General features: G+C 72.6%; 17 protein-coding genes. 5 read left to right on the forward strand and 12 right to left on the reverse strand.

Annotation, left to right across the window (positions count from 1 at the left end; genetic code table 11):
- Positions 1–7: 7 nt before the first annotated feature.
- A complete protein-coding gene (locus miv_RS07980) occupies positions 8–895 on the forward strand; it encodes a LysR family transcriptional regulator (protein ID WP_207182179.1) in 888 nt (295 codons plus the stop codon).
- A gap of 7 nt (positions 896–902) precedes the next feature.
- Here miv_RS07980 and miv_RS07985 read toward each other — a convergent pair whose 3' ends face one another.
- From miv_RS07985 to miv_RS07995, 3 genes are all read right to left on the reverse strand, one after another.
- A complete protein-coding gene (locus miv_RS07985; RefSeq protein WP_048430652.1) occupies positions 903–1283 on the reverse strand; it encodes a response regulator in 381 nt (126 codons plus the stop codon).
- 178 nt (positions 1284–1461) lie between these two features.
- Positions 1462–2058 carry a hypoxanthine phosphoribosyltransferase gene (hpt, locus tag miv_RS07990; protein WP_207182180.1) on the reverse strand — a complete coding sequence of 199 codons (597 nt, stop codon included), beginning with the start codon at positions 2056–2058 and terminating at the stop codon, positions 1462–1464.
- A 13-nt stretch (positions 2059–2071) separates the two neighbouring features.
- Positions 2072–2821 carry a zinc-ribbon domain-containing protein gene (locus miv_RS07995; RefSeq protein WP_207182181.1) on the reverse strand — a complete coding sequence of 250 codons (750 nt, stop codon included), beginning with the start codon at positions 2819–2821 and terminating at the stop codon, positions 2072–2074.
- A gap of 135 nt (positions 2822–2956) precedes the next feature.
- Here miv_RS07995 and ftsE point away from each other — a divergent pair, with 135 nt between their 5' ends.
- The 3 genes from ftsE (at position 2957) to miv_RS08010 (ending at position 5729) form a co-directional block, all read left to right on the forward strand.
- A complete protein-coding gene (ftsE, locus tag miv_RS08000) occupies positions 2957–3676 on the forward strand; it encodes a cell division ATP-binding protein FtsE (RefSeq protein ID WP_048430649.1) in 720 nt (239 codons plus the stop codon).
- 18 nt (positions 3677–3694) lie between these two features.
- Positions 3695–4654, forward strand: coding sequence for a cell division protein FtsX (locus miv_RS08005; RefSeq protein WP_207182182.1), 960 nt, complete (start codon positions 3695–3697; stop codon positions 4652–4654).
- A 325-nt stretch (positions 4655–4979) separates the two neighbouring features.
- Entirely contained in the window at positions 4980–5729 is a 750-nt protein-coding gene (locus miv_RS08010) for a YdcF family protein (RefSeq protein WP_089504181.1), read from the forward strand.
- 49 nt (positions 5730–5778) lie between these two features.
- Here miv_RS08010 and miv_RS08015 read toward each other — a convergent pair whose 3' ends face one another.
- The 5 genes from miv_RS08015 to lptB all read right to left on the reverse strand — a co-directional run bounded on the left by miv_RS08015 (position 5779) and on the right by lptB (position 10238).
- On the reverse strand, positions 5779–6096 hold the full coding sequence (locus miv_RS08015; protein ID WP_058620015.1) for a hypothetical protein: 318 nt from the start codon (positions 6094–6096) through the stop codon (positions 5779–5781).
- 2 nt (positions 6097–6098) lie between these two features.
- Positions 6099–6563, reverse strand: coding sequence for a PTS IIA-like nitrogen regulatory protein PtsN (gene ptsN / locus miv_RS08020; RefSeq protein WP_048430657.1), 465 nt, complete (start codon positions 6561–6563; stop codon positions 6099–6101).
- A gap of 90 nt (positions 6564–6653) precedes the next feature.
- Positions 6654–7265, reverse strand: coding sequence for a ribosome hibernation-promoting factor, HPF/YfiA family (gene hpf / locus miv_RS08025; RefSeq protein WP_048430646.1), 612 nt, complete (start codon positions 7263–7265; stop codon positions 6654–6656).
- A 145-nt stretch (positions 7266–7410) separates the two neighbouring features.
- Positions 7411–9006 (reverse strand): RNA polymerase factor sigma-54, encoded by a 1596-nt coding sequence (gene rpoN / locus miv_RS08030; protein WP_048430645.1) that lies wholly within the window; start codon positions 9004–9006, stop codon positions 7411–7413.
- A gap of 410 nt (positions 9007–9416) precedes the next feature.
- Positions 9417–10238, reverse strand: coding sequence for an LPS export ABC transporter ATP-binding protein (gene lptB / locus miv_RS08035; RefSeq protein ID WP_048430656.1), 822 nt, complete (start codon positions 10236–10238; stop codon positions 9417–9419).
- Between the two features lie 286 nt (positions 10239–10524).
- On the opposite strand from lptB, the gene miv_RS08040 reads away from it, so the two are divergent.
- A complete protein-coding gene (locus miv_RS08040) occupies positions 10525–11769 on the forward strand; it encodes an amidase (protein WP_207182184.1) in 1245 nt (414 codons plus the stop codon).
- Positions 11770–11775: 6 nt separating this feature from the next.
- Here the strand turns inward: miv_RS08040 and miv_RS08045 are convergent, their stop codons facing one another.
- The 4 genes from miv_RS08045 to miv_RS08060 form a co-directional block, all read right to left on the reverse strand.
- Positions 11776–14511, reverse strand: a complete 2736-nt coding sequence (locus miv_RS08045; protein WP_244748914.1) for a bifunctional diguanylate cyclase/phosphodiesterase — start codon at positions 14509–14511, stop codon at positions 11776–11778.
- Between the two features lie 208 nt (positions 14512–14719).
- Positions 14720–16006: an NAD(P)/FAD-dependent oxidoreductase gene (locus miv_RS08050; RefSeq protein WP_207182187.1), complete on the reverse strand. Its 1287-nt coding sequence runs from the start codon at positions 16004–16006 to the stop codon at positions 14720–14722.
- Between the two features lie 13 nt (positions 16007–16019).
- Complete coding sequence (locus miv_RS08055; RefSeq protein WP_207182189.1) at positions 16020–16751, reverse strand: amino acid ABC transporter ATP-binding protein; 732 nt, start codon at positions 16749–16751, stop codon at positions 16020–16022.
- Positions 16748–17401: an amino acid ABC transporter permease gene (locus miv_RS08060; protein WP_207182191.1), complete on the reverse strand. Its 654-nt coding sequence runs from the start codon at positions 17399–17401 to the stop codon at positions 16748–16750. Before miv_RS08060 ends, miv_RS08055 begins: the two co-directional genes overlap by 4 nt.
- Between the last annotated feature and the right edge of the window lie 16 nt (positions 17402–17417).

The following is a 17417-nucleotide window of genomic DNA, read 5'->3' on the forward strand; positions in this document are numbered from 1 at the left end:
GCAATCGATGGATCGTCTGTCCGGCATGGAGGCCTTCGCCAAGGCGGTCGAGACGGGGTCCTTCTCGTCGGCCGGCGCGATGCTCGGGCTGTCGCCCCAGGCGGTCGGCAAGCAGGTGCGCCTGCTGGAGGAGCATCTCGGCGTCCGGCTGATCCACCGCACGACGCGCCGCCAGAGCCTGACCGAGGCGGGGCGCGAGCTCTACGAGCGGGTCCGGATCATCCTGGCGGAGGTCGAGGCGGTGGAGGCGGTGGCGGCCCACAGCCAGGCGGTGCCCCGGGGCCGGATCCGCGTGAACGCCCCCGTCACCTTCGGCGCCCACGACCTCGCCCGGGCCCTGCCGGCCTATCTCGCCGCCTACCCGCAGGTCGATGTCGAGCTGACCCTGTCGGACCGCAAGATCGACCTGATCGAGGAGGGCGACGAGGTGGTCTTCCGCGTCGGACCGCCGGCCGAGGGCGGCCTCGTCGCCCGTCCCTTGCGCCCGATGGAGTTCGCCCTCTGCGCCGCGCCGTCCTATCTCGCGGCCCGGGGCGCGCCGCGCGTGCCGGCCGACCTCCGGCAGCACGAATGCCTGGGCTTTTCCTACATGGCGACCGGGGACCAGTGGCGCTTCGTCGGCCCGGAGGGCCCCGAGACGGTCGAGGTGTCCTACCGGCTCCTGGTGAATAACGGCCAGGCCCTGCTGACGGCGGCGCTCGCCGGCCTCGGTCTGCTCCTGCAGCCGGTCGCGCTCACGCGGGATGCCGTCGCGGCGGGTCAGCTGGTGCCGGTCCTGCCGGCCTACCGGCCGGTCTCCCGCCCGATGCACCTGCTCTACGCGCCCGATCGGCGGATCACCCCGAAACTGCGCTCGTTCATCGATTTCGCGCTCGCCCGGTTCGCCGGGCCGTGACGGGCCGTCAGCGCGCCGCGACCGCTCCGGCGGCGCGCAGGGTGCGGGACACCGTGGCGCGCATGTCGGCGAGGGTGAAGGGCTTCGTCAGCACGTCGGCCACGATCGCGTCGAGGCCGCGGGCGCGCTCGCGCTGGTCGGCAAAGCCGGTCATCAGCAGGATGATCAGGTCGGGATAGTCGCGCTTGGCCGCGAGCGACAGGGCGATGCCGTCCATCAGCGGCATGCGGATGTCGGTCAGCATCAGGTCGAAGGCGCTCTCCGCCAGCCGGTCGAGACCGTCGCTGCCGTCCACCGCCGTCACGACCGTGTGGCCGTCCATCTCCAGCCCGCGCTTCAGGAAGCCGCGGATCGGTTCCTCGTCGTCGACCAGCAGGATGCGCGCCATGTCCTCTCGTCTCTCTGGGTCGAAAAGCTGCGCGAAGACGGGAAGTGTGGTCAGGCGCGCGCCACAGGGTCAAGCGGCAGTTGCGCCGAGGGTTCCGCTTTCGCGCCGTGCGCCGCAACAAGGCCCGGCCGCGTTGCAATCCCGCATCGCTTCCGGGCCTTGCCGGCACCGTCGATCCTCAGGCGATCGCCGTGCCGTCCGCTCCCGACCCCGTGTCGAACAGATCCGGGTCGCCGTCGCCGTAATCGACGAGGCCGACGAAGGGGAGCTGGCGGAAGGCGTGGGCCACGTCCATGCCGTAGCCGACCACGAACACGTCCGGGCAGGTGAAGCCGACGTAATCGGCGTCCATCGTCACCGCGCGCTTGCCGGGCTTCTCGAGCAGCACCGTGGTGAGCACCCGCCGCGCCCCGCGGGCCATCAGGAGGTCCTTGGCGTAGACGAGGGTGCGGCCGGATTCGAGGATGTCGTCGATCAGGAGCACGTCGCGGCCACGCACCTCGCTCTCGACGTCGCGCAGGATCGCGACCTGACCCGAGGATACGGTCGCGGCGCGGTAGCTCGACAGGTGGATGAACTCGACCTGCGGCGCCAGCCCGGCCCGGTGCAGGGCGCGGATCAGGTCGGCGGCGAACATGAAGCTGCCCTTCAGCACCGCCACCACCAGGAGGTTCTCCAGCGGCTGGGAGGCGATGGCGCGGGCGATCTCCTCGTTGCGCTGCGCGATGGCGGATTCGTCGAAGAGGACGCGGACGCGGGGCAGGGACGGGGTCATCGGTCTTCGGGGTTCACTTCGGGTTCGTCGGAGCCTTCAGGCTGACTGCAGAATCGTGGCTGTCAACCGCGGCAAAGCGGACCAGCACCTGACGGCCCTTCGCCGAGGGGCCCGGCAGCTCGGCCCGGAAGCGGGCGGATTCCTCGGGCTCGAGCTGTTCGCGCGGTGCCTCGGCGCGCCAGCGGTAGACGACCTGGCCGTGCTCGTCGCGCAGTTCGAGGCTGAGCGGGGGCACCGCCACGGCCTCCTTGGCGGCGCTCACCACGTCGCCCTCGACCACGAGGCGGCCGGGGCCGGAGGCTTCCGGCACCTGGTAGGCGGCGACGTCCCGGAAGGTCAGGCCGCGCAGGTTCACCGGCAGGCCGATCGCCGCGTAGAGCCGGGCGGTCTGGGGCAGGGCGCGCACGAGGCCGGCGCGGCCGGCCGGCATCAGGGCGGCCGTCACCGCGGCGCAGGCCGCGACCGCGGCCGCCGCCACGGCGAGGCGACGCAGCCGGCCGGTCCCGGGCTCGCCCGATTTCGCGGTCCCGGCCTTGCGCTCCCCGGCCCCGCGCTCGCGGGTCTTGGACGGCGTCGGCTCCGCCGGGGCTTCCGCGGCGGTGAACACCGCCTCGCCGGGGGGCGAGAGCGTCGGCTCGGCGGCGGGGGCCGCCACGAACCAGGGCTCGCGGCAGGCCGCGCAGCGCACGGTGCGCCCGGCCGGTCCGATCTTGCTCGGATCGAGCGTATATTCGCTTGCGCAGGCGGGACAGACGATCAGCATGGCGAATCAGTCGGGCGCGGCACCGAGGCCGGATCACGACTCCTCCCGCTTCAGCCTTAATGCATGGTAAAGCGGCCGGGCCGCGGGAGGCCGGCGAGGCGTCTGGGCTGCCCGAGGACCCGTGATGGAGACCGGATGGACGCGAGAACCGACAGGGGCACCGGCAACAGCCTGCTCGGCGGAATGGACGAGCCGGTGGTCCGGTTCGAGAACGTGGGGATGCGCTACGGGGTCGGCCCCGAGGTCCTGAGCGACATCAGCTTCACCATCGCGCCGCACTCGTTCCAGTTCCTCACCGGCCCGTCGGGCGCCGGCAAGACGACGCTGCTGCGCCTGATCCTACTCTCGGTGCGGCCGAGCCGGGGCCTCGTCTCGGTGTTCGGCGAGGAGGTGAGCGGCATCTCGAGCGGGGCGCTGACCTCCCTGCGCCGGCGCATGGGCGTGGTCTTTCAGGATTTCCGCCTGCTCGACCACCTCACCACCTACGAGAACGTCGCCCTGCCGCTGCGGGTCCAGGGCCGGGCCGAGACGAGCTACCGGGCCGAGGTGGTGGAACTCCTGCGCTGGGTAGGCCTGGGGGAGCGCATGCACGTCCTGCCGCCGCTCCTGTCGGGCGGCGAGAAGCAGCGCGCGGCGATCGCCCGGGCGCTGATCGCCCGGCCCGAATTGCTGCTCGCCGACGAGCCGACCGGCAACGTCGATCCCCAGCTCGGCCGGCGCCTGCTGCGCCTGTTCGTCGAGCTCAACCGCCTCGGCACCTCGGTGCTGATCGCCACCCACGATTTCGCCCTGATGGACCTCGTCGATGCGCGCCGGTTCGTGCTCGGCAACAACCGCCTGCGGATCGAGGGATGAGCCGCGGGGAGACGCACCATGTCTGACGGGGCCACCCTGGCACGGGGGAAGCGGCGCGAGGCGCCCGCCGCCGACCTGCCGCCGACCTTGCGCCGCAACGCGCCGCTGGTGCCGACCGACACCAGCGCCGGCCGCGCGCTGGCGGCGGTGATCGCGATCCTGACCTTCCTCGCCGCCCTCTGCGCCGGCGGCGCCGAGATCGTCGCCACGAGCGCCGCGCAATGGCAGGGCTCGGTGGCGCAGGAGGTCACGATCCAGGTCCGCCCGAGCCCGGGCCGCGACACCGACGCGGACGTCGCCAAGGCGGCGGCCCTCGCCTCGGCCACCCCCGGCATCGCCGCAACCCGGCCCTTCACCAAGGTGGAATCCGAGCGCCTGCTGGAGCCCTGGCTCGGCACCGGGCTCGATCTCGGCGACCTGCCGGTGCCGCGCCTGATCACGGTGCGGCTGGGCTCCGGGACGCCCGACCTCGGCGACTTGCGCCGGCGCCTGGCGGAATCCCTGCCCGGGGTGGCGAGCCTCGACGACCATGCGCTCTGGCTCTCGCGCCTCTCGACCATGGCCAACACGGTGGTCGGCGTCGGCGTCGCCATCGTCGGGCTGGTGCTCGTCGCCACCGGGCTCGCCGTCACCTTCGCGACCCGCGGCGCCATGGCGGGCAACCGCGAGGTGGTGGAGGTGCTGCACTTCGTCGGGGCCGATGCCGACTTCATTGCCCGCGAGTTCCAGCGCCGCTTCTTCCGCCTGGGGTTGCGCGGCGGGGCGATCGGGGCCGCCGCGGCGCTGGCGGTGATCGGGGCCGGCGGGGCGCTGGCCCGGGTCTGGCGCGCCGGTCCGGCCGGCGACGAGATCGAGGCCCTGTTCGGCGGCTTCGCCATCGGCTGGCGCGGCTATGCCAGCGTGGTGCTGATCGGCGTCATCGCCTCGGTCGTCACCGCAGTCGTCTCGCGGCTCACCGTGCGGCGCTTCCTCGACTGAAACGATTTTCGACTGATCGCGTCGCGATGCGGAAACCGGCGTCGCTCAGGCGCCGTGCCGGCTCGTCATACGGCTGCCCGAAGGGGTCTTCCGGAAGCCGTATGAGCCAGTCTCGCTTCAGAACGCCGCTCGGGCGACAGCCCGACGCCAGGGACCCTCGCTACCGTGGGCCGATAGCCGGGTGCCGGATCCGTCGGCGTGCCCGCTCTTCACAGGGACGCGCCGGCACGGTGAACGAATCGGCCTCCGACGCGGTTGCCTCCGGGTCGCCGCAATCGGCACTATGCTCGACAGGGGTGAGATGACCTCGCGGATGCAGCGTGGAATGACGACGCGAACCGGCGACGTGGTGGGCTGGTGCTGGTCGGGCGGCGGATCCGAGGGACCGCCCCCGGCCCGGTGGAGCCTGCGCCGCCGCCTCGCCCTCGGGGTCGCGGGTCTCGGGCTCGCCTCCGGTCTCGCCCTCGGCCTCGGCTTCCTCGCCTTCGTGGCCGGCCTCGCCCGCGCCGAGCGGCTGCCCCTCGGCCCCTCCGACGGCATCGTGGCGCTGACCGGCGGGGCCCAGCGGATCGAGGACGCGATGGATCTGCTCGCCGGCGGCTACGGCCGGCGGCTGCTGATCACCGGCGTCAACGAGCGCACCAGCCGCGAGGAGATCGCCCGGCTCAATCCCGGCCAGCAGCACCTGATGGCCTGCTGCGTCGACCTCGACTACCGGGCCCGCAACACCATCGGCAACGCCATCGAGATTCGGCGCTGGATGCGCGAGAACGGATTCCAGAGCGTCGCGGTGGTGACTTCGAACTACCACATGCCCCGCACCCTGGTGGAACTCGACCACGCCCTCGAGGGCGGCCACCGGGTCGTGCCGCACCCCGTCGTCTCGGAGGGGATCGACCCCGACCAGTGGTGGCGCCATCCGGCCTCGGCGCGGCTCCTCGCCTCCGAATACGCGAAGCTCCTGGTCGCCTGGGTCCGCACCCGCTTCGAGACCGATCCCGAGCATTCGAGCGCGGCGGTGCTGGTCAGCCGCGGTCATCCGGTGAAGGTGGTGGCCGAGCCGCTGGTGCGGTGAGGCACGGAACCGGGACGCGGGTCTCCGGGCCCGCCGGCGCAGGGGCCGCCTACCGCCCCTTGCAGCGCGTCCGCAGCAGCTCCGAAAATTCCTTCTCCGAGCCCTGGACCTGGGCCAGGCGCTCGCCGCGCTCCGCGCCCGAGAGGCAGCGACCGTAGACGGTGGCGGCGCGGCGCATCGTGTCGACGTGCTGGCGCCAGCCGCGGCAGCGGTCGGCATCGCTGTCGCCGAGCATCTCGAGGCGCTCGATCGCGGTCTTCTGCGAGGATTGCGCCACCAGGAGGTCGCGGGCGCAGGTGCCGTCGACGGCGTGCGCCGGGGCGGCCGCGGCGAGGAGGCACGCCGCGGCGAGGAGGGAAATCCGCATCGTCACGCCGCCTGGGCGGGGGATTGGGTCAGGAGGGCGTAGAGCGCGTCGGCGTCGCGGGCCGCACGGATGCGGTCGATGATGCCGGGCTCGCGCAGCACCCGGGCGACCCGGGCGAGCGCCTTCAGGTGGTCGGCGCCGGCGCCTTCGGGGGCGAGCAGCAGGAAGGCGATGTCGACCGGCTGGCCGTCGAGCGCCTCGAAATCGATCGGGCGCTCGAGGCGGGCCATCAGGCCGAACAGGGTATCGAGCCCCGGCAGCTTGCCGTGCGGGATCGCCACGCCCTCGCCGATGCCGGTCGAGCCCAGGCGTTCGCGCTGCAGAAGCGTCTCGAAGATCTCCCGCTCGTCCAGGCCCGGCAGATGGCGGGCCGCGTGGGCAGCCAGCTCCTGCAGGACCTGCTTTTTCCCCTGCGCCCGCAGCGCCGGGAGGACCGCCTCCGGCTTCAGGAATTCCAGCAATGGCATCGAGACCGCTGCCTCATCGGCGGGGAGCGCCCGGGCGCCCCGCACTTGTTCCAGGACCGGAGGCCTTCCGGGAGAGGAGGAGTTCCCCGCTCACGGAGTGCCGCGTTCCGGCGGATCGATCCACCCGATCGCGCCGTCGCCCCGCCGGTATACGACGTTGACCCGTTCGGTGCCAGCGTGAACGAAGACGAGGACGGGGACACCGGTGAGGTCGAGTTCCACCACCGCCTCGCTCACCGTGCGCCGGTGCAGGGTGCGGGTGCTCTCGGCGATGATCGGCGGGTGCTCGCCGGTATCCTCCTCCGGCGCCTCGAACACCGAATAGGCCGCCTCCATCACGGCGGCGGATCCGGGCAGGCTCCCCGGCAGGCCGCCATCGAGGCCGACTTCCTTGGCGTGGCCGTTCGGGTGGGCCTTGAGGCGGTGCTTGTAGCGGCGCAGGCGCTTCTCGATCCGCTCGGCGGTCTGGTCGAAGCTCGCATGCGCGTCGTGGGCGGTGCCGGACGCTTCGAGCGTGATGCCCGAGGGCAGGTGCAGCACGCAATCGGTGCGGTAGGCTCCGCCGTCCCGCGCGACCGTCACGTGGCCGTGGTAGGCACCGTCGAAGTACTTGGCGAGGGCCGCGGAGATCCGCTCCTCCACCCGTGTCCTCAGGGCTTCCCCCAGATCCACGCCACGACCCGACACGCGCAACGCTGCCATTGGCTCCCTCCGGTCTCGTCGTTCGCCGGCCCGCGTCCCGGGGACGTCTCCGGCGCGGGGCCAGCGCCTCAAGAGCTAGGAACGCCCGGACGCGAAGTCAACGAAGCCGGCTCAGCTTAAAGGCCGAGGCGATCGGGCCTTGCCGTCACCGCGCCGGCATCGCGGCGCGCTCGCGCCGGCGCTCGATCGAGGAAGGGATGCGCAGGGATTCCCGGTACTTGGCCACCGTGCGGCGGGCGATGTCGACGCCCTCGCCGCGCAGGCGCTGCACCAGGGCATCGTCCGACAGGACGTCGTTGGCCTCGCCGTCGATGAGCTGCTTGATGCGGTGGCGCACGGCCTCCGACGAATGGGCGGCCGCGCCCGCCGCCCCGGGGATCGCCGCGGTGAAGAAGTACTTCATCTCGAAGGTGCCGCGGCTGGTGCCGATCGACTTGTTCGAGGTCACCCGCGAGACGGTGGATTCGTGCATGCCGATCGCGTCGGCGACGGTCTTCAGGTTGAGCGGCCGCAGGTGGGCGACGCCGTTGACGAAGAACCCGTCCTGCTGGCGCACGATCTCGCTCGCCACCTTCAGGATGGTGCGGGCGCGCTGCTCCAGGCTGCGGGTGAGCCAGTTGGCGGTCTGGAGGCATTCCGACAGGAAAGCCTTGTCGGTGTCGGTCTGCGCGCCGCGGGTGACGGTGGCGTAGTAGCTCTGGTTGACGAGGACCCGCGGCAGGGCCTCGCTGTTGAGCTCGACGAGCCAGGATCCGTCGGGGGCCGCGCGCACGAACACGTCCGGCACCAGCACCTCGACCGGGCCGGCCCCGAAGGCGCGGCCGGGCTTGGGATCGAGGCGGCGCAGCTCCGACAGCATGTCGGCGAGGTCCTCGTCGTCGACCCCGCAGAGGCGCCGCAGGGAGGCGAGGTCGCGCTTGGCGACGAGGTCGAGGCGCGAGACCAGGGCCTGCATCGCCGGGTCGAACCGGTCCTGCTCGCGCAGCTGGATCGCCAGGCATTCGGCGAGGTCGCGGGCGCCGACGCCCGAGGGGTCGAAGCCCTGGACCAGGGCCAGCACCCGCTCGACGACGGGCAGGCCCACGCCGAGGCGCTCGGCGAGCCCGGCCAGGTCCTCGCGCAGGTACCCGGCCTCGTCGATCGCATCGACCAGGAAGCCGCCGACCAGCCGCTCGACGGGATCGCGGGTGGCGAGGTCGAGCTGGGCCGAGAGGTGCTCGTGCAGCGAGGATTCGCTCGTCAGCGTCGCCTCGAAATCCGGCGCCTCGCCGTCGAAGCTGCCGCCGGCATTGCCCCACGGGGCGGGGGTCAGCGACAGCCCCTCGGACCCCGTCGGCGCCTCGCGGCCCACCGGGCCGTCATCGGGAAACACGTTGTCGAGGCGGGTGCCGAGATCGCCCTCGATCGCGCTGCGGCTCGGGTTCAGGTCGTGCGACAGCCAGGGCTCGGCCGATCCCTCTCCCGAGAAGCCCTCGCCATCGAACCCGTCGCCGTCGCCCCCGTCCCGGGACGCGTCCGACGCCTCGCCATAGTTCTCACCATGGCTCTCGCCCCTGGACTCGCCGGCCTCCGGCGCCTCGGCCTCGGCCCGCTCCAGGAGCGGATTGCGCTCGAGCTCGGCATCGACATAGGCGGCGAGGTCGAGATGGGAGAGTTGCAGAAGCTTGATCGCCTGCAGGAGTTGCGGCGTCATCACCAGGGCCTGGCCCTGGCGCATCTCGAGCCGTTGCAGCAAACCCATCAGCCAGCCCCGACATGCGACGCCCCGGTTCCGGCCGGGGTCGGCACGACTCTTGCTTCATCTCGCTGGACGTAGCTTTAAACCGAAGCGGGGCACGCGTCAAAGCGGACGTGACGGGTCGGCCCCGGCCCAGCGCCCAGGGTGGCGTCGGGAGTGATCCGGCGCCAGTGGAAAAAAGGCGTGTCGCGACCGGGCGGCCGCCGCGACCCAGAGGGAGACGGGTCGATCGACCGGGTGACGCAGAAAGAGCGGTTCGCCGATCCGGCGCGAGGACCGGTTCCGCCCGCGGAGTTGCACGGCACGGTACACGACACGGCAGGTCGTGCGGTGCCGGCGCGGCGCTGTTCCGGAGGGCGCCGGTCGGAACGGGCCCGCCTCTTCCGGAAGCGTGCTTCCTTATCTTGCGCCCGCTACAGCCGGAAATCCTCGCCGAGATAGAGCCGCCGCACGTCCTCGTCGGCGACGATCTCCTCGGGCGTGCCCTCGGTGAGGATGCGGCCCGAATGGACGATGTAGGCCCGGTCGATCAGGCCGAGCGTCTCGCGCACGTTGTGGTCGGTGATGAGCACGCCGATGCCACGGCCCTTCAGGTGCATCACCAGTTCCTGGATGTCCCCGACCGCGATCGGGTCGATGCCCGCGAAGGGCTCGTCCAGCAGCATGAACGAGGGGGAGGAGGCGAGCGCCCGGGCGATCTCGCAGCGCCGCCGCTCGCCGCCCGACAGCGCGATCGAGGGCGACTTGCGCAGGCGGGTGATGTTGAACTCTTCCAGCAGCGAATCGAGCTTGCGCTCGCGGGTCTTGCGGTCGGGCTCCACCACCTCGAGCACCGCCCGGATGTTGTCCTCGACGTTGAGGCCGCGGAAGATCGAGGCTTCCTGCGGCAGGTAGCCGATGCCGAGGCGGGCGCGCTGGTACATCGGCAGCCGGGTGATCTCCTGCCCGTCGAGGCTGATCGTGCCGCGATCGGCCGAGACGAGGCCGGTGATCATGTAGAAGATCGTGGTCTTGCCGGCGCCGTTGGGGCCGAGCAGGCCCACCGCCTCGCCGTTGCGCACGGTCAGGCCGGCATCGTGCACCACGGTGCGGGCGCCGTAGCTCTTCTTGAGGCCGGCCACCGCCAGGATGCCGGGCCCGCCGAAGCCCTCGGCGGCGCCGTCCGCTCCCGCCGTCCCCGCCTCGGCCCGGCGCCCGCGGCCGAACAGGCGCCCGAGGCGCGACACGACCGGCATCGCCTGAGCCGGAACCGTCTGGGCTTGCAGGGACAGGGCGGAGGGACAGGTCACGGGCTCTCTCGCGAAGGTGCCGGCGAAGGAGACCGGCTTTTCGGCGTCCCGTCGCATCGGCCTGATCCGCCCCAGGCGGCCGTGCGGCGGGTGAACGGCGCCGGTTTAGCCGAAGCCGGCCCCCGGCCGCAACGCGCTCGAAGTTCCGCCGGGCCTTGCTTCGTGTTCTGGAACACACGACCACAATGCGCTTACAAAGTCGTTCCCACGATCCCTCCGTCCGGACGGCCCGATGCTCTCGCTCCTCGACCTCTGCGCCCGAATCGAGTCCGGCCGGCTGACGCCCGCGGGGGCGGTCGGCCTCGTGCGCGAGGCCATCGCGGCCCGCGAGCCGGCGGTCGGCGCCCTGGTCTGCACCGATCCGGCCCCCGCCATCCCGACGACGGGGCCGCTCGCGGGAATCGCGGTCGGCATCAAGGACATCATCGACACCGCCGACCTGCCGACCGCCATGGGCTCGCCCCTCTACGAGGGCTGGCGCCCGCGCGCCGACGCGCCGGTGGTGGCGCGCCTCAAGCGCCTCGGCGCGGTGCCGCTCGCCAAGACCACCACGACGCCCTTCGCCTTCCTCGACCCGACCGCGACCCGCAACCCGCATCACCCCGGGCACACCCCCGGCGGCTCATCGGCGGGATCTGCCGCCGCGGTGGCGGCCGGGATGCTGCCGCTGGCGCTCGGCACCCAGACCGGCGGCTCGATCATCCGCCCGGCGGCGTTCTGCGGCGTCGTCGGGGTGAAGCCCTCGTTCCGGCTGCTGCCGACGGTCGGGGTGAAGTGCTATTCCTGGGCGCTGGACACCCTGGGCCTGTTCGCCGCGAGCGTCCCGGATGCCGCCCACGCACTGGCGCTCCTCGCCGATCGGCCGGCCATTGCGCTCCGGGGCGATCCCGGGGGCCTTCGCATCGGGATCGTGCGCCAGGAGTTCTGCGCCGCCCCCGACCCGGAGGCGGAGGCCGCGCTCGCCCGGGCCGCCCGTGCCGCCGAGCGGGCCGGCGCGCGCGTGCAGGACTACGCCCTGCCGGCCTCGTTCGGCGAGGCCTTCGCGGTCCACGGCACGATCCAGGATCACGAGGTGCGGCAGAGCCTCGCCTGGGAATACACCACTCACCGCGATGCCCTGCCGCCGCGCCTGCGCGCGGCCCTCGATGCCGCGCAGGACATCGAGACGGCGGCCTACGATGCGGCGCGGCGCACCGCCCACCACGCCCGCCGCGGCCTGAAGGACGTTTTTTCGCAGGACGGCCTCGACGTGATCCTGACCTACGCGGCGCCCGGCGCGGCGCCGGCCGGCCTCGACCACACGGGCGATTCGCGCTTCAACCGCCTCTGGACCCTGATGGGCGTGCCCTGCGTCACCCTTCCGGTCGCGCGCACCTCCGCCGGCCTGCCGGTCGGCGTGCAGGTGATCGCCCGCTTCGGCGACGACGGACGGGCGCTCGCCGCGGCGGGGCTGATCGAGCGGGCGTTGCGGGATTAGGAGGGGTCAGGCAGCGGCCCGGCCGTCGCCGGCGGACCCGGTCCCCCGCAGTTCGCCCACCGGGCAGGGCCGGCCGAACAGGTAGCCCTGCAGCTCGTCGCACCCCGCCGCGCGCAGGATCGCGGCCTGCTCCTCGGTCTCGACGCCCTCGGCCAGCACGATCATGCCGAGGGCCCGGCCGAGGCCGACCGTCGCCCGGACGATCTCGCCGCTGCCGGCCTCCTCGCCGCCGTCCTGGCCCAGGCCCCGCACGAAGCACTGGTCGATCTTGATCTTGTCGAAGGGGAAGCGGCGCAGGTAGCTCAGGGACGAGTAGCCGGTGCCGAAATCGTCCATCGCGGTGCTGACCCCGAGGGCGCGCAGGCGATGCAGGATGGCGAGCGTCGCCTCGTCGTCCTGGAGCAGGACCGATTCGGTGATCTCGAGTTCGAGCCGCGTCGGCGACAGGCCGCTCGCCGCGAGCGCCCCCGCGACCTCCTCGACGAGGGCGTCGCCGACGAACTGCACCGGGGAGAGGTTCACCGCCACCTTGAGGCCCGCCGGCCAGGCGGCGGCGTCGACGCAGGCCCGGGCCAGCGCCCAGGCGCCGAGCCGGCGGATCTGCCCCGTCGCCTCCGCGATCGGGATGAACTCGGCCGGGCTGACGAAGCCCTCGCGCGGGTGGCGCCAGCGCAGCAGGGCCTCCCGGGCGCGCAGGCCCGAGCCGTCGGCGGCGACGATGGGCTGGTAGTAGAGCTCGAACTGGCCCTCGGCCAGGGCGGTGCGCAGGTCGGTCCCGAGCTGGCGGCGGCGCTGGAGGTCGGCATCCATCGCCGGGTCGAAGAAGCGCCAGCCGTTCCGTCCCGCGGCCTTGACCTGGTAGAGCGCCACGTCGGCCCGGCGCAGTACCTCGGCGGTCGTGATCTCGCCGGCTTCCGTCGTGGCGATGCCGATCGAGGTCCCGATGCCGACCTCGTGGCCCTGGACCTCGAACGGCACCCGCAGGAGCCGCACGATGCGCTCGGCCAGGGCGGCGATCCCCGCCGGATGCGAGGGGGCGCAGCGCATCACCGCGAACTCGTCGCCGCCCAGCCGCCCGACCAGGGCCGTGGCGCCGACCGCCTCCTGCAGCCGCAGGCCCACCTGGCGCAGCAGGTCGTCGCCGACCGCGTGGCCGTAGGTGTCGTTGACGTCCTTGAATCCGTCGAGGTCGAGGCAGAGCACGCTCACCGCCTCGTCCGCGGCCCGTGCGGCCAAGGCCGCGTCCACCCGGTCCTGCATCCGGGCGCGGTTCGGCAGCCCGGTCAGGGCGTCGTGGGCGGCCATGTGGGCGATGCGCTGCTCGGCCCGGCGCTGCTCGGTCACGTCCTCGTGGGTGGAGAGCCAGCCGCCGCCCGGGACCGCCACGTGCACGACCGCCACGGCCCGCCCGTCGGCGAGGTCGCAGGTGAAGCTCGCCGTGGGGCTCGTCGCGGAATTCGCGGGGCCGCCGCTGCCGGCGCTGCGGCGGCACGCCGTCACCAGGGCGCTCTCCCACCCGCAATCCGCCCCCAGATGGCCGAGCAGGGCCGCGACCGGCGTGCCGCGCCGGCGCAGGGCATCCGGCACCGCGTGCATCCGCGCGTAGCGCGCATTCATCACGATCAGCCGGTTGTCGCGGTCGAACAGGCACAGGCCCTGGGTCATGTGGTCGAGGGCGACGCCGAACTGGGCCTGCTGGGCGTTCAGCTCCTGCTCGCCGCGCTCGCGCGCCTCGGCCGCCGCCCGGGCGGCCTCCGACTCGGCGAGACGTTCCTGGGCCCGCATCTGGCGCAGGCCGAGCAGCACCATCCCGGCGAGGCCGAGATCGAGCACCAGGGCGCCCGCGCCGATGAGCCCGGCCTGGCGGCGCCAGGCGGCGAGCCCGGCCTCGGCCGTGCGGCTGACGCTCAGGATCAGCGGGTAGCGCGCCAGCGGCCGGGTCGAGGCGATGCGGTCGCGCCCGTCGATCGGGCTGACGGTGCGCATCACGCCGCCGGCCGGGCGCGTGAACGCGATGCGCAGGGCGGCCGCTCCCGTGAAGGTCTGGCCGATGCTGCCCTCGCGCTGGGGATGACGGACGAGGAGCGTGCCGTCGTCGCGGAAGACCGAGATCACGTAGTCGCTGGCCGGGGCGATCGCCGCGTAGAGGCGTTCGAGGTAGCCGAGCTCGACCGCGCCGAGCACGAGGCCGAGGAACGCGCCGTCCGGCGCCCGCACCTTGCGGGCGATGTAGATCGTCCAGGCCCCGTCGCCGCGGTTCTGGAACGGGCGGCTGATCACCCGGTCGAGCGCCGGATCCGTCGCCAGCGCCCGGAAATAGTCCCGGTCGGCGATGTTGACCGTCGGGATCGGCCAGTAGCGGCTGAAGTTCAGGAGGTTGCCGTCCCGGTCGATGATCGTGACGGCGTTCGCCTGCGGCAGGGCGGTGATGCGCGTCTTCAGCGCCTCGTGCAGGGACTGCCGCCTGGCGAAGGCGATGTAGTCTTCCTCATGGACGATCCCGGCGGCCCGGACCTCGCCGATCATGCTGTCCTGCACCAGCTCGATGGCCTGCAGCGCCCGCTCGGCCTGGTCGGCGAGGACGGTCGAGAGCCCGACGAGATTGCGCTCCGTGTCGACGATCGCCTGACGGTGCAGGTTGCGCACGAGCAGGCCGGCGCCGCCGGCGATCACCGCCGCCAGCAGGCCGGCGGACACGGCCATCATCTGGAAGGAGCGCCCGCGCCGGGCCGGGGACGTCATGTCGGTCTTCGGGCCCACGAGTCTCATCTGGTCGGCACGGTCGCGGCGATGGGGCCGGTGTGTCCGGAGATGTTTAAAGAGTCGTGAAAACGTTTCCAGATATCCGCGGCCTTCGGGTGTCTTTCGGAAGATAAACCACGGTCTCGTCCCCGCCCCGTAGGGCATGGGATGATTGATGCGGTGCCCGGAACAACCGGAAATCCCGGTCCTACAACCCTCCATCCCGCAGCCGATACCAGGCGACCACCGCCGAAGCGTAGAGCCGGTGCAGGCTGTGGAGCGGCAGCGGGGTGATCGGCGTGGGGGCGATCGGCAGGGCGTCGGCATCGTCCCGGGCGACGAACCGCGCGATGGCCTGGCCCATCCGGGTCTGGAGGCCGACGCCGCGGCCCTGGCAGCCGATGTCGATCAGGAGGCCGGGCTCGGGCGCGTGGAGGTGGGGCAGGTAGTCCCGGGTGACCGCGACCCGCCCGCACCAGCGATGGTCGAAGCCGATGCCGGCGAGCTGCGGAAAGAGTTTCGGGACGATCCGCTCCAGATGCGCCCAGTCGCCGGCGCCCTTCGGCTCGCGGAACGGGCCGCGCCCGCCGAGGAGCAGCCGCCCGGTATGGTCGAGGCGGAAATACAGTAGCAGCTTGCGGGTGTCGGAGGAGACCTGGCCCTCGGGCAGGACGCTGCGGCGCAGGTTGTCGGAGAGCGGCGTCGTCGCGACCTGGAACGAGTTGGCGGCGATGATGGTCTGGCGCAGATTCGGCCACAGGTCGCCCGAATAGCCGTTGGTGCAGAGCACCACCCGCTCGGCGGTGAGGCTCGGGCCGCGCCCCGTCCGCACCGTCCAGGTCGCCCCCTGGCGCGACAGGCCGGTGACCGGGGTCTCGGTGTGGATGCGGGCGCCCGCCGCCAGTGCCGCCCGGGCGAGGCCGCGGGCGTAGGAGAGCGGCTGCACCGCGCCGCCGCGCCCGTCGAGCCAGCCGCCGAGATAGCGCTCGGAGCCGATCAGCCGGGCGGCCTCGGCCTTGTCGAGGAGGCGGGTCGGCGCGCCGCGCCGCGCCCATTGCTCCGCCCGGCGCTCGGCCTGCACCAGCCCGTCCGCGGTGTGGGCGCCCTGGATCCACCCGGTGCGGGTATGCGGCACGTCCATCCGGTGCTTCGCGATGAGGTCGAACACCGCATCCGCCGTGCCGGCCCCGAAGGTCGCGAGGCGCTCGCCGCGCTCCGCCCCGAACATCGCCACCAGTTCGTCGGGATCGTGCTTGAGGCCGGGGATCACCTGGCCGCCGTTGCGGCCCGAGCCGCCGAAGCCGATCTCGCGGGCTTCCAGCAGCACCGGCTTCAACCCGGCCTCGGCGAGATGGAGCGCCGTCGACAGGCCGCAGAACCCGCCGCCGATCACCACCACGTCGGCCCGGCCGGATTCGGCGAGCGGCGCGGTCGCCGGCGGGGGAGGGGCGGTCGTCGCCCAGAGGGCGGGGCCGAGGGGGAAGGGGTCGGTCATCGGACAATACTCGTCACAGCGGGTTCAGCACGCGGCGCAGAAAGTCCTGGGTGCGGGGCTGCTGCGGATGGCCCAGCACCTCGCGGGCGGCGCCCTCCTCGACGATCACGCCACCGTCCAGGAAGAGCACCCGGTCGGCGACCTCGCGGGCAAAGCTCATCTCGTGGGTGACGACCACCATCGTCATCCCCTCCTCGGCGAGGCCCCGCATCGTGCCCAGGACCTCCCCGACGAGTTCGGGATCGAGGGCCGAGGTCGGCTCGTCGAACAGGATCGCGTCGGGCCGCATGGCGAGCGCCCGGGCGATGGCGACCCGCTGCTGCTGCCCGCCCGAGAGCCGGGGCGGCAGGGCGTCCTCCTTGCCGGCGAGCCCGACGCGGGCGAGCAGCGCCCGGCCGCGCTCGGTCGCCTCCCGGCGGGGCTCGCCCTTCACGTAGATCGGCCCCTCGACGACGTTCTCGAGCGCTGTGCGGTGCGGAAACAGGTTGAAGCGCTGGAACACCATCGAGACCTGGACCCGCACGGCCCGGATCGAGCGGTCGGAGCGGTCGACCTTCTGGCCGTTCACGGTGATCGTCCCGCCGTCGTAGGATTCGAGCCCGTTGATGCAGCGCAAGACCGTCGACTTGCCCGAGCCCGAGGGGCCGATGACGCAGACCACCTCGCCCCGGTCGACCCGCGCGGTGATGCCCTTGAGGACGGAGAGCGCCCCGTAGGACTTGCGGACGTCGTCGAGCACGATCATCGCCGGCGGGCCTGCTTCTCGAAGTGGCGCACGATCAGGATCAGGGGCAGGCTCAGGGTCAGGTACATCAGGGCGACCAGCGAGAAGACGCTGGTGTTCTTGAAGGTCGCCGAGGCGACGAGCTTGCCCTGCAGCGCCAGCTCGGCGACCGTGATGGTGGAGGCCTGGGACGAATCCTTCAGCATCATGATCATCACGTTGCCGTAGGGCGGCAGGGCGGTGCGGAAGGCCTGCGGCAGCAGCACCCGCCGCATCGTCAGCCCCCAGCCCATGCCGATGGTCTGCGCCGCCTCGACCTGGCCCTTGTCGATCGCCTCGATGGCGGCGCGGAAGTTCTCGGCCTGGTAGGCCGAGTAGGCGAGGCCGAGACCCAGCACCGCCGCCTGCACGGCCGAGAACGACAGCCCGTAATCCGGCAGCACGAAGTAGATGTAGAACAGCTGCACGATGATCGGGATGCCCCGGATCACGTTGATGAAGGTGGCGGCGAAGAACGAGAGGGCGCGCACGCCCGAGACCCGCATCATCGCCCAGACGAGGCCGAGCGCGGTCGAGACCACGAGCGAGCCCGCCGTGATCAGGATCGTCAGCCAGACGCCCTGGAGCAGGATCGGCAGGAACTCGCGGGCATCGGACAGGAAGCCGTCCATGGGATCGCGCGTCCGC

Origin of the sequence: Methylobacterium indicum (genome assembly GCF_017347565.1) — a bacterium.
GTDB classification, from domain to species: domain Bacteria; phylum Pseudomonadota; class Alphaproteobacteria; order Rhizobiales; family Beijerinckiaceae; genus Methylobacterium; species Methylobacterium indicum.